General features: G+C 71.6%; 12 protein-coding genes and 1 pseudogene. 4 read left to right on the top strand and 9 right to left on the bottom strand.

What is annotated here, in order from left to right; all coding sequences use genetic code 11:
• Nucleotides 1–104 precede the first annotated feature (104 nt).
• Both MKK69_RS17605 and MKK69_RS17600 read left to right on the top strand, forming a co-directional pair.
• On the top strand, nucleotides 105–1,109 hold the full coding sequence (locus MKK69_RS17605; RefSeq protein ID WP_243969896.1) for a magnesium transporter CorA family protein: 1,005 nt from the start codon (nucleotides 105–107) through the stop codon (nucleotides 1,107–1,109).
• Between the two features lie 97 nt (nucleotides 1,110–1,206).
• Nucleotides 1,207–2,892: a methyl-accepting chemotaxis protein gene (locus MKK69_RS17600; protein ID WP_243969894.1), complete on the top strand. Its 1,686-nt coding sequence runs from the start codon at nucleotides 1,207–1,209 to the stop codon at nucleotides 2,890–2,892.
• Nucleotides 2,893–3,621: 729 nt separating this feature from the next.
• Here the strand turns inward: MKK69_RS17600 and MKK69_RS17595 are convergent.
• From MKK69_RS17595 to MKK69_RS17580, 4 genes are all read right to left on the bottom strand, one after another.
• Complete coding sequence (locus tag MKK69_RS17595) at nucleotides 3,622–5,310, bottom strand: B12-binding domain-containing radical SAM protein (RefSeq protein ID WP_243969892.1); 1,689 nt, start codon at nucleotides 5,308–5,310, stop codon at nucleotides 3,622–3,624.
• A gap of 243 nt (nucleotides 5,311–5,553) precedes the next feature.
• Nucleotides 5,554–6,360 carry an SDR family NAD(P)-dependent oxidoreductase gene (locus MKK69_RS17590; RefSeq protein WP_243969960.1) on the bottom strand — a complete coding sequence of 269 codons (807 nt, stop codon included), beginning with the start codon at nucleotides 6,358–6,360 and terminating at the stop codon, nucleotides 5,554–5,556.
• Nucleotides 6,361–6,392: 32 nt separating this feature from the next.
• On the bottom strand, nucleotides 6,393–7,160 hold the full coding sequence (locus tag MKK69_RS17585; protein WP_243969890.1) for an enoyl-CoA hydratase-related protein: 768 nt from the start codon (nucleotides 7,158–7,160) through the stop codon (nucleotides 6,393–6,395).
• Between the two features lie 9 nt (nucleotides 7,161–7,169).
• The gene (locus MKK69_RS17580) at nucleotides 7,170–8,909 is read right to left on the bottom strand and encodes an acyl-CoA dehydrogenase (protein ID WP_243969889.1); all 1,740 of its coding nucleotides are present in this window, start codon (nucleotides 8,907–8,909) and stop codon (nucleotides 7,170–7,172) included.
• 133 nt (nucleotides 8,910–9,042) lie between these two features.
• On the opposite strand from MKK69_RS17580, the gene MKK69_RS17575 reads away from it, so the two are divergent.
• Nucleotides 9,043–10,041 carry an L-threonylcarbamoyladenylate synthase gene (locus MKK69_RS17575; RefSeq protein ID WP_243969887.1) on the top strand — a complete coding sequence of 333 codons (999 nt, stop codon included), beginning with the start codon at nucleotides 9,043–9,045 and terminating at the stop codon, nucleotides 10,039–10,041.
• Between the two features lie 142 nt (nucleotides 10,042–10,183).
• On the opposite strand, the gene wrbA is transcribed toward MKK69_RS17575, so the two are convergent.
• Entirely contained in the window at nucleotides 10,184–10,780 is a 597-nt protein-coding gene (wrbA, locus tag MKK69_RS17570; RefSeq protein WP_243969885.1) for an NAD(P)H:quinone oxidoreductase, read from the bottom strand.
• Nucleotides 10,781–10,927: 147 nt separating this feature from the next.
• Here wrbA and MKK69_RS17565 point away from each other — a divergent pair, with 147 nt between their 5' ends.
• Complete coding sequence (locus MKK69_RS17565; RefSeq protein ID WP_243969883.1) at nucleotides 10,928–11,800, top strand: LysR family transcriptional regulator; 873 nt, start codon at nucleotides 10,928–10,930, stop codon at nucleotides 11,798–11,800.
• A gap of 6 nt (nucleotides 11,801–11,806) precedes the next feature.
• Here the strand turns inward: MKK69_RS17565 and greA are convergent, their stop codons facing one another.
• The 4 genes and pseudogenes from greA to MKK69_RS17545 form a co-directional block, all read right to left on the bottom strand.
• Nucleotides 11,807–12,280, bottom strand: a complete 474-nt coding sequence (gene greA, locus MKK69_RS17560) for a transcription elongation factor GreA (RefSeq protein ID WP_243969881.1) — start codon at nucleotides 12,278–12,280, stop codon at nucleotides 11,807–11,809.
• Between the two features lie 43 nt (nucleotides 12,281–12,323).
• A pseudogene (locus MKK69_RS17555) lies at nucleotides 12,324–13,311 on the bottom strand (MDR family oxidoreductase).
• A gap of 80 nt (nucleotides 13,312–13,391) precedes the next feature.
• Entirely contained in the window at nucleotides 13,392–13,982 is a 591-nt protein-coding gene (locus tag MKK69_RS17550; RefSeq protein ID WP_243969879.1) for a hypothetical protein, read from the bottom strand.
• A gap of 213 nt (nucleotides 13,983–14,195) precedes the next feature.
• Nucleotides 14,196–15,290: a cell wall hydrolase gene (locus MKK69_RS17545; RefSeq protein ID WP_243969959.1), complete on the bottom strand. Its 1,095-nt coding sequence runs from the start codon at nucleotides 15,288–15,290 to the stop codon at nucleotides 14,196–14,198.
• Nucleotides 15,291–15,419 lie beyond the last annotated feature (129 nt).

The raw sequence follows: 15,419 nt of genomic DNA, 5'->3' as shown, positions 1-15,419 counted from the left end.
AAACACCGCCACACCCGCGGCGCCGCTTGCGCCGGGCATCCCCGTGCCGGATTCGGACTCAACCCGGCGCTGTGTCGTGACCGTCCTGCATCCGAGACCCGTTCGTGATCTTCATCCACCAGCCCGCCATCGGCGCCGGATCCACGCTGCTTGAACGCCGCGTCATCGATCTTCAGGACACGATCCCCGAGGACACCGTCTGGCTCGACCTGATCCGCCCGAGCCGCGAGGAGGAGCTGAAGGTCGAGGCCTTCGCGGGCATCGAGGTGCCGACCCGCGAGGAGATGAAGGACATCGAGCCCTCCGAATTGCTCTACGTCGAGGAGGGCGCCCGCTACATGACCGGGCGGGTCCTGTCGAAGGTGAGCGAATCCGAGGAGCCGGGCCTGGCCGGCATCACCTTCGTCCTGCGCGGCAACCGGCTCGTGACGGTGCGCTACGAGGAGCCGCAGGCCTTCCGGATGTACACGCAGCGCGCCGGCCGCTCGATGGGCAATGGCGGCGGTTCCGTCACCTCCGGCGAGACCATCCTGGCCGGCCTGATCGAGGCGGTGATCGACCGGGCCGCCGACGTGCTCCAGCTCCAGGGCGAGCGGATCGACCGCCTGTCGGGCAAGATCTTCGAGGTGCAGGACGACCCCTCCGCCCGCAACACCGCCCTCCAGGACACGCTGCGGGCGCTGGGCCGGCACGGTGACCTGATCTCGAAGCAGCGCGAGAGCCTGGTCTCCATGGAGCGGATCCTGCTCTCGCTCTCGGCGACCTACCGGACCAACAAGGCGCCGCGCGATCTGCGGGAGGATGTCCGCTCCACCCTGCGGGATCTTCAATCCCTGGAGGAACACGCGACCTTCCTCAACAACAAGATCCAGTTTCTCCTCGACGCGACGCTCGGCCTCGTGAATCTCGAGCAGAACAACATCATCAAGCTATTCTCGGTCATGGCGGTCGTCTTCATGCCGCCGACCCTGATCGCCTCGATCTACGGCATGAACTTTAAGTCCATTCCGGAACTAGATCTCTCGTACGGCTACCCCATGGCGCTGGTCATGATGGTGATTGCCGCCGTATTCCCGTACTTTTTCTTCCGGTGGAAGAAGTGGCTGTAGCCAAGAGTGCTGGGGCAGATCCAGTAAATAATTAAGAAGTCTCTGAGAGAACGTCCGAGCCTGAAACCGCGGCCCGTCCGCGAAGACGGATGTGGCCATGCGATTCTCCCTGAAGACCGTCCTCTCCGGCGCGATCGGCCTGCTGGCGCTCGCCGCCGTCGGCCAGGGCATCGCCGGCGTCGTCTCCCTGTCGGAGATCGAGCAGAACGCCAGGGCGGTCTCCGAACGGGCCCTGCCCGCCCAGAACCTGGCCGAATCCATCGGGACGGCCGTCCGGGACGCGCGGCTGAACCTCTACAGGATCGCGGTGGCCTCCCCCGATGACGTCGCCCTGGACAAGAACCAGACGGCGCTGACCGACACGCTCGGGTCGCTCGCCGACCTGCGCCAGGCCTTCCAGACCCACCTGACGGCGCCGGCCGACCGGGCGACCTACGAGCGCTTCACCACGGCCTGGAACGCCTACCAGAACATCCAGCTCCAGGTGGTCGAGCTGATGATCGCGGGCGACAGGGCGGGCGCCCTGGCGCTGGTGCTCGATCCCGCCACGGGCGCGCAGAACGAGGCCGCGGTCGCCAGCCTCACCGCCGCGATCGCCTCGGCCCGGGCGCAGACCGAAGCCAACGTCGCCGAGACCGCGCAGGAAGCCACGCAGGCCAAGCGCATCGCCCTGGCGGCCACCGTGGTCGGTCTCGCGGTCGCCGCCGCGGCGATGCTCTTCGCCATCTTCGGGATCGCCCGCCCGATCGAGCGGATGACCGGCACGATGGGCCGGCTGGCCGAGGGCGACGAGACCGTGCCGGTCCCGCATACGGGCCGCCGCGACGAGATCGGCGCGATGGCGGCCGCCGTCCAGGTGTTCAAGGACAACCTGATCCGCAGCCGCGCCCTGGAACAGGAGACCGCCCTCGCCCGCGAAGGTGCGGAGATCCAGCGCCGGCGCGCCGTCCACGCCATGGCGGAATCCTTCGAGGCCGCCGTCGGCGGCGTGCTGGCGCGGGTGGCGGACGCCGCGCTCGGCCTGCGCGCCGAGGCCGAGGCGATGTCCGGCACGGCCACGGACACGGCCGAGCGTGCCGCGACGGTGTCGGGCGCCGCGCAGGAAGCTGCCACGCATGTCGGGACGGTGGCGGCGGCGGCCGAGGAACTCGGCGCCTCGGTCCAGGAGATCAGCCGTCAGGTGGACGGCTCCGCCGATCTCGCCCGGGGCGCGGTGGTTCAGGCCGGGGAGACCGCGGGCCTCGTCCAGGAGCTGAGTACGGCGGCGGGCCGGATCGGGGACGTGGTCCGGCTGATCACCGATATCGCGGGCCAGACCAACCTGCTCGCGCTGAACGCCACCATCGAGGCCGCCCGGGCCGGCGAGGCCGGGCGGGGATTCGCGGTGGTCGCCGCCGAGGTGAAGCAGCTCGCCGCCCAGACCGCCAAGGCCACCGGGGAGATCACCGGTCAGGTCGGGCGCATCCAGGAGGCGACCGGTCAGACCGTGGGGGCGATCGACGGCATCGCGGCGCGGATCCGCGAGATCGACGGCGTCGCGACCTCCATCGCGGCCGCCGTGGAGCAGCAGGGCGCGGCGACCCGGGAGATCGCCCGCAACGTCGCCGAGGCGGCCGCCGGGACCGGCGCGGTCACCGGGACGATCGACGCGGTGGCGCAGGCCGCCGACGCGACCGGCACGGCCGCCACGCGGATGCTGGCCTCGGCGGCGAGCCTCTCGGAGCAATCGGCGGACCTGCGCCGGGAGATCGACACCTTCCTGGCGACGGTCCGGGCCGCCTGACGGCGACGCCGCCGCTGCGGGGCGCGGGTTGCGAGCGACGATCTTCACCATCCCTGCCGGATGAGGGCACCGGCCGGATTCAGCGGCGCGCCCCTCTGCGGGCTACCGGTCTCACACATTGCGTTTGGGATCATCGCCCGGTCGACGGGTGTGGCAGTCCAAAGCCACCCCGCGCCTTCCCTTCCCCGCAGAGCCAACGGATTCGCACGTCTCAGTCTGACACCAACACTCTGAAGAAGGAGCGCTTTCCCCCCCTTGCGGGGCGGGGTCAGGGGTGGGGGTGGCTCAGACGGCACCGCAGCGTTCGATCCTGCACCGCCCCCCACCTCCAACGCCGCCCCGCAAGGGCTGCGGGCGACACAGGTCTGAGGTCTCAGCGAGTTCGCCGGTCAGATCGGCGGGGCGCGGGTCCCCTCTCCCGCCCGGGAGAGGGGGCCTGTCGCGCCGGGTCATGCGCCGCCTGCCTTGACCCTGTGTCGCCCGTAGCCGCAAGGGGGCAGAGAGAACGCGTCGGCCAGCGATGTGTGAACATCGTTGCCCCGCAGAGGGGGACGGGAGGGCGCGTGACCGTTCGGTACCGCCCTGCCCGTCGACCGGGCGATCGATCAGATCGCGATTTGTCAATCCAATAGCCGCCGCACGATCGACCGCGCGTCGCAGCCTGCCCGACCGCCCGAGCCCCAACCTGCGCAGACCGCCGGGATGGGGCGAATTGGATCTGCCGATCCGTCAGGCCACCGCGGCGAGGTGCTTGACCTCCGCCCGCGCCACCACCTTGCCCACCGGCGCCGCCTTGCCGCTGACCTCGGCTTCCGGAGCCAGGACCGGCGGCTGCACCCAGCGGCCGGCGTCGAGTTCGGCGATCCGGCCGTTGATCTCGCGGATCACGTAGCGCGAGAACGGGTAGACGTGCAGGTAGATCACCATGTTGGACACCACCGCCTCAAGGGCGGCCGGGTTGTGGCGGGCGGTCTCCAGGAACACGCTCCAGAAGTGCTTGGCCAGTTCCGGCCGCCGCACGGTCATCCGCCAGCACACCCGGGCCAGCGACCAGAGGTCGTGGGCGATGTGCCGCCAGTTGAGCTTCTGGGCGGCGAATTTCGGCCGCTTCACCCGCCGCGCCACGACCCGGACCCGGTCGAAGAAGTTGGCCGGATCGTAGATCTCCTCCAGCACGTCGCGGTAATCGCCCAGCACGTCGCGCTGCGGCCGCAGGGTCACGAAGTTGATCCCCTGCGTGCACTGGTCGCCCTGGTCGGCGGTGGTCGCCGCGTAGTTCTCGTAGAGGCGGCCCTCCTTGCGCAGGCGGCGCGAGAGCTGCGTGTTCGGCAGGGCGAAGAGCAGGCCGACCATGGCGATCGGGATGCCGGTCTGGCTGATGCACAGGGACATCGCCTTGCTGATGCTGTCCTTCTCGGTGTCGAAGCCGACGATGAAGCCGGCGGTGACGAACATGCCGTGCTCGTAGAGCTTGTGCACGCTGTCGGCGATCGACCGCTTGGTGTTCTGCTTCTTCTGCGTCTGGATCAGCGTCGCCTCGTCGGGCGTCTCGATCCCGGTGAACAGGGCGAAGAAGTTCGCGTCCCGCATCATCCCGAGCAGTTCCTCGTCGTCCGCGAGGTTCAGCGAGGCCTCGGTGGAGAACTTGAACGGGTAGCCGTGCTCCTCCTGCCACCGGATCAGGTGCGGCAGGAACAGCTTGATCGCCTTCTTGTTGCCGATCAGGTTGTCGTCGACGAAATCGACATGGCCGCGGTAGCCGAGGCCGTAGAGCCGGTCGAGTTCGGCCAGCATCTGCGGCGTGGTCTTGGTCCGCGGCGCGCGGCCGTAGAGCTCGATGATGTCGCAGAACTCGCAGGTGAACGGGCAGCCGCGGGAGAACTGGACGCCGATGTAGAGGTAGTGGCTGAAGGTCAGCAGGTCGAAGCGCGGAATCGGGCTCGTGGTGACGTCGGCCTTGAACTTCTCCGCCGTGAACCGGCCGCGGCGCTCACCGGCCTCCCAGGCGGCCACGAAGGTGTCGAGGATGCCCTCGGCCTCGCCCAGCACCAGGAAATCGGCCTTGTCGTAGACCTCGGGCGTCGAGGTCGGGGCGGGACCGCCGACGCAGACCAGCGTGCCGAGCGCCACGCACCGGTCGATGACGACCAGGCAATCCGGCTCCTGGGGGAGCATGCCCCCGGTCATCACGAGGTCGGCGGCCCGGATCTCGTCGTCGCTCAGCTCTTCGCAGTTGCGGTTGACGAGCGACACCTGCCAGCGCGGCGGCAGCATCGCGGCCAGCGTGATTAGGCCCAGCGGCGGCGCGGGCGCGCGGGCGCCCTGCAGCTCCATCGCCTCTTTGAAGTTCCACATGGAGTTTTCGTAGAACTTCGGGAACACCATCAGCACGCGCGGGGCCGTGTTCGCATCCGACATGCCAGTCAACCTCATTCCCTACAGGCGGCCCCGCCCGATCCCAATTCGACCGGGCGCAGAATCGCCCCCTGACCTGCGGGCGAATTGAGGCCGTTTTTCGCTCCCGCAGCAATCCGACGTGCCGCTGCCGCCAGGACGCCCGGCCCAGCGCCCCGAATCAAGCCCGCGGGGCCGCGCGACGGCTGCGGCGCCGCGATTGTCGGGCGGCTGCGCCATTTCCGCGACAGGCCCCGCGCCGCACACTCACGGCGCGACCTGGAAGCGCTCCGGCCGGGTCCCGTCCGCATCGGTGAAGCCGTAGATCCGGGCGAGATCGCCCGCGTGCAGCACCGCCCCGGCATGGGCGGCGACATCCGGGTCGGCCGCGAGGGCGGCCAGCGCCCGGCCCGCGTAGAGCGGGCCCTCGGTGGCGTGTTCGTCCTGTCCGAGATCGTGCGCCCGCTCGGTGGCGACGAAACCCGGCGACAGGCCCAGGGCGGTGACGCCGTGCGGCGCGAGTTCCCGGGCGAAGGCCAGGGCCAGCCGATTGGTGGCGGCCTTGGCCGAATCGTAGAAGATGTCGCCGAGATAGGCCTCCGTCCCGAAGGAGACGAGGGCGATCAGCCCCGCGCGCGCCGCCACCATGGCGGGGGCGACCGCGCGGGCGAGCAGCAGGGCCGGCAGCGGCCCCGCCTCCAGGAAGCCCAGATACGGCTCGGCCGAGCGGCGCCAGAACGGCGTGCCCCAGCCGGCCCCGTCGGGGTAGCGCTCGCCGTCATAGCCCTCGTTGCCGCCCCAGACGCTGCAGGCCGCCACGTCGATGCGGCCGAAGCGCCGCAGCATCCAGTGCACCAGCGCGTCGGTGGCGCGCTCGGAGCGGTGATCGCACAGGTAGTGGTGTCCGCGCCCGCCCGCGGCATCGACCATCCGGGCGGTGTCCTCGATCGATTCGGGCCGCATCTCGGTGCGTGCCCCGGTCTCGCTGGAGCGGGCGGTGACGATCACCGTGGCCCCGGCCTCCCCCAGGGCCCGGGCGAGCCCCCGCCCGACGCCCCGCGACGCCCCCGCCACCAGGCAGATTTTCCGGGACAGATCGGGCGTGCTCACGCCGACGAAGCAGGCTTGGCGCGCGACAGGAAGGCGGCGAGCCGCTCGTGCGATTCCGGCGAGCGCAGCTGCGCGTCGAAGGCCTTGGCCTCCGCCTCCAGGGCCGCCTCGACCTGAGCCTGGTCGCCCCGGATCAGCGCCCGGGAGGCGGCCAGCGCCCCGCGCGGCAGGGCGGCGAGCTTGGCCGCCTGGGCGAGGGCCTGCTCGACCAGCATGTCGGCCGGCAGCACCGCGTTGACGAGGCCGAGCGCCTGCGCCTCGTCGGCGTCGAGGGGGCGAGACAGGAGCAGCAGCTCCGTCGCCCGGAGCCGGCCGACCCGCAGCGGCAGCAGGTAGCTCGACGCCGCCTCCGGCACGAGGCCGAGTTCCACAAAGGGCATGCGCAGCCGCGCCGCCGGGCTGGCGTAGACGAGGTCGCAGTGCAGGCACAGGGTCGCGCCGATGCCCACCGCGATCCCGTCGACCGCCGCCACCAGCGGGGTGCGCGTCCGGGCGAGCTGGCGGATGAAGGCCAGCGCCGGCGAGGCGCTGAACCCGTCCCCGGCCCGGCCCATGAAGTCGGCGAGGTCGTTGCCGGCGCTGAACATGCCCGGCTGGCCGGTGAAGACCACGGCGCCGATGCTGTCCGAAGCGTCGGCCTCGGCGAGGGCGTCGCGCATGGCGTCGTACATCGCACCGGTGAGCGCGTTCTTCTTCTCCGGGCGGTTCAGGGTGATCAGGCGAACGCCGCCCTGGAGATCGTCGATCGCGATGGTGTCGGCCATGTCGTCCCCTCAAACCGCCAGCGCCAGCGCGGCCTCGTCCGTGAAGGCACCGCCCTCGGCAACGCTCTGCTCCAACCCGCCCGCGGCCACGAGGAGATTCTCGGCGTAGAACCGGGCGAGCGCGATGCGGCCAGCATGGGCGGGGTCGGTCTCGCCGGCCTTCAGGGCCGCGCTCGCCGCCAGCGCGCTCCGCGCCAGGCAGGCCCCTCCCAGGACCAGGCCGAACAGGCGCAGATACGGGCTCGCCCCGGCCAAAGCCGCCTCCGGGCGGTTCGAGCCCAGAGCCGCGAGCTGGTGACTGGTCGCCCGGTCGAGGCTGCCGATCCCGTCCCGCAGCCGCGCCGCCATATGGCCGAAGGCGGGGTCGCCCGCCTTGAGCATCTGTTCCGCGGCCCGGCGCATCCAGGCGATCTGCGACCGGGCGGTGGCGCCGCCGTTGAGCGGCAGCTTGCGGGCGGTGAGGTCGATGGCCTGGATGCCGTTGGTGCCCTCGTAGATGCCGAGGATGCGGGCGTCGCGCATCAGTTGCGCCGCCCCGGTCTCCTCCACGAAGCCCATGCCGCCATGGACCTGCACGCCGAGCGAGGTCACCTCGTTGGCGAGGTCCGTGGAAAAGGCCTTCGCCACCGGGGTCAGCAGGGAGGCGCGGTCCAGGCCGGCCTGGCCCTCCGCCCCCTTCGACGCGTCGAGGGCGGCGGCGGTGAGGTAGCAGATGCCCCGGGCCGCAGCCGTATAGGCCTTCATGGTCAGCAGCATGCGCTGCACGTCCGGATGGGCCGCGATCGGGCTCGTCGCCTCGGCGGCGCCGATCGCCCGGCCCTGGCGGCGCTCCCGCGCGTAGGCGAGCGCCCGCTGGGTCGCGGCCTCGGCGACGCCGACGCCCTGGAGGCCGACGTTGAGCCGCGCCGCGTTCATCATCGTGAACATGCAGGCCAGCCCCTTGTTCTCCTGGCCGATCAGCCAGCCGGTGGCGCCGCCGTCGTCGCCGAAGGCCATGGAGCAGGTCGGCGAGGCGTGGATCCCGAGCTTGTGCTCGACGCCCGCGCAGCGGAGGTCGTTGCGGCTCCCGTCCGGCAGCGCCTTCGGCACCAGGAACAGGGAGATGCCCCGCGTGCCCACGGGCGCCTCCGGCAGCCGGGCCAGGACAAGGTGGACGATGTTGTCCGAGAGATCGTGCTCGCCGTAGGTGATGTAGATCTTGGTGCCGGTGATCCGGTAGGTGCCGTCGCCCGCCGGAACGGCCCGGGTCCGCAGCAGGGCGAGGTCGGAGCCCGCCTGCGGCTCGGTCAGGTTCATGGTGGCGGGCCATTCCCCCGAGACCAGTTTCTCGAGATACCGCGCCTTCAGAGCGTCGGAGCCGTGGGCCGCCAGCGCCTCGATGCCGCCCTGGGTCAGGAGCGGGCAGAGGCCGAAGGCGAGGTTGGCGCCGTTCCACATCTCGGTGCAGGCGGCCTCGATCAGCTTCGGCAGGCCCTGGCCGCCGTGATCGGCCTCCGCCGAGAGCCCGTTCCAGCCGCCCTTCGTGAAGGTGCGGTAGGCCTCGCGCCAGCCCGGCGGCGTGGTGACCCGCCCGTCCGCGAACGGCGTGCCGTGCCGGTCGCCGACCCGGTTGAGCGGGGCGATCACCCCGGCGGCGATCCGCCCGGCCTCGGTGAGGATCGCCTCGGCATCCTCCTGATCGAACGCCCCGAGCCCGGCCACGTGGCGGAGGCTGAACAGCATCTCGGGGACCGGGGCGCGGTAACTCATACGATCCTCCTCGTCGCGGTCCGCCCATTCGACCCGGGGCGGGTTTGACCGCGCCCGCGGAGCGGGGCTACGGCGGGCCGAGGATAGGCGCGCGCGCGGCGCGCCGCCATCACCCCGTGGAACGGCTTCCCGCATGAACGATCCCGGGTCAACGGTCCCGGCCGCGACCCGGCGGCTCGCCCCCGACGCGGCCGGCCTCGGCGAGGCCGCCGCGCTCCTGCGGGCGGGCGGCCTCGTGGCCTTCCCGACCGAGACGGTCTACGGCCTCGGGGCGGACGCCACCGACGCGCGCGCGGTGGCGCGGATCTTCGCCGCCAAGGACCGGCCGCGCTTCAACCCGCTGATCGCGCATCTCCCGGATACGGCCGCGGCCCTGGCGGAGGGCCTGTTCGACGATCCGGCGCGCCGCCTCGCTGAGGCGTTCTGGCCGGGCCCGCTCACCCTGGTGGTGCCGGCGCGACCGGGCACGGGGGTCTGCGACCTCGCCCGCGCCGGCCTTCCGAGCGTCGCCCTGCGGGTGCCGGCGCATCCGCTCGCGCGGGACCTCTTGGATCGGGTCGGCGGGCCGGTGGCGGCGCCCTCGGCCAACCGCTCGGGCCGGGTCAGCCCGACCCGGGCGGACCATGTCCTCGCCGATCTCGCAGGGCGGATCGCCGCGGTGCTCGACGGCGGCGATACGCCGGTGGGCGTCGAATCGACCGTGGTGGCCTGCCTCGGCGGCACGCCGCGGCTGCTGCGGCCGGGGGGAACCACCCGGGCGGCGCTGCGCGCGGTCCTGGGCTTCGAGCCGGACGGTCCCGCTGCGGACGATGCCGACCGGCCGGCGGGGCCGGGCTTGCTCGCCTCGCACTACGCGCCGCGGGCGCGGGTGCGCCTCGACATCGTGAGCCTTGAGCCCGGGGAGGCGCTGCTGCTGTTCGGCGCCGGCCAGCCCGAGGGTCACGCGCGGGCCTGCGCCACCCTGAACCTGAGCCCTGCGGGGGACCCGGCCGAGGCGGCGTCCCGCCTGTTCGGGGTGCTGCGCGACCTCGACGCCTCGGGGGCCGCCACCATCGCGGTGGTGCCGATCCCGGCGGACGGCCTCGGCGAGGCGATCCGCGACCGGCTGGCCCGGGCCGCCGCGCCCCGGTGAATGCGCCGAGGATTTTTTTCGACGGACGCGGAACGGATCCCGCCGGCGCCTGTTGATTGGTCACGAAGGCCTTCTCAGCCCCCAATGGCCTTTTCCCTTCCAGGCTCGGAGCAATCCGAGCCTTTTTTCTTGGGTTTTCGCCTCAGGCAAGCTTGGCCGCGATCCCCGCCACGTGGCGGCCCTGGAAGCGGGCGCCCTCCAGTTCCACGGCGCTGGGCTGCCGGGAACCGTCGCCACCCGCGATCGTGCTCGCGCCATAGGGCGTGCCGCCCTTGACCGCCTCGACCCCACCCTGACCCTGGAAGCTGTAGGGCAAGCCGACCACCACCATGCCGTGGTGGAACAGCACCGTGTGGAAGCTCGTCAGCGTGGTCTCCTGCCCGCCGTGCTGGGACGCGGTCGAGGTGAACACCGAGCCGACCTTGCCGACCAGCGCGCCCTTCATCCACAGGCCGCCGGTCTGGTCGATGAACTGCTTCATCTGTGCGGCCATGTTGCCGTAGCGGGTCGGCGTGCCGAAGATGATCGCATCGTACTGGGCCAGCTCGTCGACGGTGGCGATCGGGGCGGCCTGATCGAGCTTGAAGTGGCTCTGCCGGGCAAACTCCTCCGGAACCAGCTCCGGGACGCGCTTCACGGCGACCTCGGCCCCCGTCTCGCGGGCGCCCTCGGCGACGGCGTAGGCCATCTGCTCCACGTGCCCGTAGGTCGAGTAGTACAGCACCAGAACCTTGGCCATGCGGTGATCTCCCGTCTTTCCTGATCCAACCGCCAGCGGTCGACCGAATCACGCAGCGGCGTGGTCGCTTCTCCATGCCGCGTTTTGCGCCTTGCATGAATGCCCTCGCGTGCAAGAATGGTCTTGCTATTCTGCAAGGATCGCGACGTGCCGCTCGACTGGGACGAGTTCCGCTTCGTCAAGGCGGTGGCCGATGGCGGCGGCCTCGCCGCCGCCGCCCAGGACCTCGGGATCAATCATTCGACCGCGTTTCGGCGCCTGGGGGCCCTCGAAGCGCGGCTCGACGTGCGGCTGTTCGAGCGCCTGCGCGCCGGCTACGTGCCGACGGCCGCCGGGCAGGCGATGATCGAGGCCGCGGCCCGGATCGAGACGGACGTGACCCGGTTCGCGCGGACCGTGGCCGGCCAGGGCGAGACACCCGCGGGGGAGTTGCGGCTGACGGCGCCCACCGGCTTCGCGACGGGTCTCCTCATGCCGATCCTCGCGGATTTCTGCATCCGCTATCCCGCGATCCGCATCGATCTGATCCTCGCGGAGGAGGCCCTCAACCTGTCACGCCGGGATGCCGACGTTGCGATCCGCGCGAGCCGGGGTCCGAGCGAGACTCTGGTCGGGCGCCGCCTGACGGGGCTGGCCTGGGCAATCTACGGCAGGGCCGACCGGGACTACGGCGACCTGAGCCGGGAGGCCTGGGTCGTACCGGGACCGGCCGTCGCGGGCGGCCTGTTCGCCCGCGACGGCGAAGGGCGGATCCCGCCAGAACGGGTGGTGCTCCGGCTCAACACCGTGACCGGGCTCGACGCCGCGGTGGCGGCAGGACTCGGAATCGGTCCCCTGCCCTGCTTCGAAGCTGACGCGAACCCAGCCCTGCGGCGGCTCGGCGGCCTGCAGCCGGACCTCGGGGCCGATCTCTGGCTGCTAACCCATCCGGATCTGCGCCATGCCGCCCGGGTCCGGGCCTTCATGGACTATTTCGCGGCGGCGATCCTGCCGCTCCGGCCGCGCTTCGAAGGCCGGTAAGCCGGCTCAGCGGATCTCCACCACCTCGACAGCGTGGCCGTTCACCTCGACCACGTCGCCGATCGTCTTGCCGGTGATGGCCTTGGCGAGGGGCGCCACGTAGGAGATCGAACCCTTGTGCGGATCGGCTTCGTCCTCGCCGACGATCCGGAAGGTCTGGCGCGTCTCCTTGCCGGCGTCGTCCTCGCGGACCACCGTGACGGTCGAGCCGAAATGCACCGTGTCGCCGCTCATCGGCTCCACGAGCTGCGCGGTGTTCTTTCGAGCCGCCCAGTAGCGCAAATCGCGCCCGATCCGGGAATCCTCGGCCTTGTCGGCGGGATCCAGGGAGGCGACCTCCTTTTCCAGACGCGCGACCTCAGCCTCGATCTGGGCCAGGCCCTCCGCGGTGACGAAATTGGTGTGGGGCGAGACCGGCCGGTCCGGCAGGTTCTCGAATGCTTCCCCGCCCTCAGGCTCTTTGACGAATGCGACGCTCATAAGCACGGTAACACGCCGGGAACGGCACAGGTTCCAGCCGCCCTCAACCGACTTCGACCACCGTCCGCCCGCGCACCTTGCCGGCCAGGATCGCCTCGCCCATCTGACCGACCTCCTCCAGGCGCACCCGGCTGGTCATGGCGGCGAGCTTGCCGAGGTCGAGGTCGCGGGCGAGCCGGGCCCAGGCCGCGCGCCGCTTCGCCTGCGGGGTGGTGACGCTGTTGATGCCGAGCAGCGAGACCCCGCGCAGGATGAACGGCGCCACCGAGGTCGGCAGGTCCATTACCCTGCGCCAAGCCGCAGGCCGCCACGGCGCCGTCGGCCTTGGTCATGGCGAGCACGTTGGCCAGCGTGGTGGAGCCGACCGCGTCGACGCCCGCCGCCCAGCGCTCCTTGCCCAGGGGCTTGCCGGGCTTCGACAGCTCCGCCCGGTCGAGGATCTCGGCGGCGCCGAGGCTTTTCAGGTAGTCGGCCTCCCCGTCCCGGCCCGTGGAGGCGATCACGTGCCAGCCCGCCCGGGCGAGCAGCGCCACCGCCACCGAGCCGACGCCCCCGGAGGCGCCGGTGACGATCACCGGACCGTGGTCGGGCGTCACCCCGTGCGCCTCCAGCGCCAGGCAGCACAGCATCGCCGTGTAGCCCGCGGTGCCGACCGCCATGGCCTGCTCGGCGGTGAGACCCTCGGGCAGCGGCACCAGCCAGTCGCCCTTGACCCGGGCGCGCTGCGCGTAGGCGCCGAGATGCGTCTCGCCGACGCCCCAACCGGTGAGCACGACGGCGTCGCCGGGCTTGTACTCGGGATGCTCGGAAGTCTCGACGATCCCGGAGAAGTCGATCCCGGGGATCATCGGGAAGCGGCGCACCACCGGCGATTGGCCGGTGAGCGCGAGGCCGTCCTTGTAGTTCAGGGTCGAGTGCGTCACCCGCACGGTAACGTCGCCGTCCATCAGGTCGGCCTCGTCGAAGTCCCGGAACGCGAGGCTCTGGCCGGCCTCGCCCTTCTCGACCACCCAGGCCTTGAACGTTCCCATCGTCACCTCCCGCCGGCGCGGATCGCCTTTCGCCGTGAGGTGTCGCCGGGACGTCCGGAATCAAGGCGGTCCCGGGGGGATCAGTATCCCTCGTAGCGGCTGCCGTTGGAGAAGCCGAGGGCGACGCCGACGTCCGACGAGCTGGCGCCGGTCATGCCGAGGGCGTCCGGGATCGAACCGATCAGCGGGCCGCCATAGGCGGCGGGACGATAGCCGTATCCGCCGTAGCCGCCGCCGACCGGCACCCAGCCGGCCCGGGCGGGCGCCACGAGGACGCGCCGGCTGACGCTGGCATATTCCGGCGGGATCGTCTCGGGAATCGACTCGGCGGGCCGCACCAGCACGGTCCGGGTCCGCACCGCGAAGCGCGGCGGCGTGGTCACCCAGCAGCCGATCAACTCGCCGCCGGGACCGCGGCTCGTCTGCCAGAAGCGGCCGCCCGGCGAGACCATCACGCGCTCGGACACGGTGTCGTAGACCGGCGGGACGGTGCGGTAGACCGTCCGCGGCGGGCGCACGAGCATCGTCTCCTGCACGGTGTCGTAGACCGGCGGCGCGACCACGTGGCGGTAGCATTCGGAGCCGTAGCAGCCGCCGGCCCGGGCCGGCGCGGCGAGCAGCAGGCCGCCGAGGGCGGCGAGAACAAGAGTGCGAGCGACCGGCGCGGTCATGGACATCCTCGGGTACGCGATACGGGCGAGACGCGGCGCGAACGCGGCGCACGTCTCGACGCACCAGAGGCCAGACTCGTTGCCCGACGCGCAAGCATTATCGGGAACGAAGGTAAAATTAACCCTCGGTTTCGACTGCTTAGATGTCGTCTACCTAGGTAGGATTGTTCGGATCCTGGTCAGAATCTCTTATGAAGTCCTGAGCGGATGCGGTCAGGTCTGGCCGGCCCGGAGCTGATAGAAGATGTGCCGGCCGATCACGTCCATCTTGCGCAGGCGGCGGGCCCAGCCCGGCCGCACGTAATCGGCGTGGTAATGGGTGGCGGCCCCGACCTCGGCCAGGTAGGTCCGCCCCTCGATCACCGAGCGGGCGATGCGGGTCGCCGATTCCCAGGCGCCGGCATCGGTGATGCGCAGGGACTTGCCCTCGCAGGCGAAGGAGAACTGGCAGCCCATGTAGTGGTGCCGGTTCTGATAGACGACGCCGCAGACGCTCGCCGGGTAGAGGCCGCTCTTCACCCGGTTGAGCACCACCTGGGCGACGGCCGCCTGACCGGCCTCGGGCTCGCTCCGGGCCTCGAAATAGACCGCCTCCGACAGGCAGCGCTGTTCCTTGTCGAGGGATTCCGGGTCGATCAGGTCGGCGTAGCGCCGCCGCGCATCCTCCGGCACCGGCTGGGCGCTGTCCGGGCGCTCGGTGCGGATCGCGAAATCGGGCAGCGCCAGGCTCGCCGCCGCCACCTCGACGGGGATCGCGTCGGCGGGCGCCGGGGTGGTCGACGATAGGGCGACGGCCCGGGGCACCGGCGGGGTCGAGCCGTCGAACCGCGCGGGGTCGCCGTCCTCGGTGAGGTCGGCCGTCCCCTCGCCCGTCGAGGCGGCGCTGCCGGCGCCGGTGGTGAGGCCGAGATCGGGCACCGAGACGAAGCCCGGCTCCTCGGAATCCGGGTCCCAGACCGCCGAACCTTGCGTCAGCACGCCGGTGACGCTGCTGGTGACGTCGCCGAACACCAGGGCGCCCCCGGCCTCGCGCAGGGCGGCGGCCCGCCGGGCGAAGCTCTCGGCCGGCGGCCGGGCCGGGTTGCCCTTGCCGGCCCGCTGCACCACCGGGAAGACGTGTGCGCCGGTCTTGAACACCGTCTGGGGCGGGGCGTCGCCGAGGGCGCGCAGGGCGGATCCGATCAGCACCGTGCCCGGGGGCAGCGGCGGAACGGTGTCGGCGTCGATCACCGCGCGCCGGCTCGCCCCGATGGCGTTCTCCGTGCCGGCATCGGCCGTGAACGAGACCAGGAGGCCGAGCCCGGCCATCCAGGGCGTCATGGCGGCCGAGAGCCAGCGCAGGCTCGATTCCCGTCGTCCTCGTCTCATGCCCACGACGCCAGACCCGTACTCAAGCACCCGAACCGGCCCGATCCTCCCCGTTTCCAGGGTGTTTCT

Origin of the sequence: Methylobacterium sp. J-026 (genome assembly GCF_022829585.1) — a bacterium.
GTDB lineage: Bacteria > Pseudomonadota > Alphaproteobacteria > Rhizobiales > Beijerinckiaceae > Methylobacterium.
This window is presented reverse-complemented; position numbering and strand designations above follow the sequence as displayed.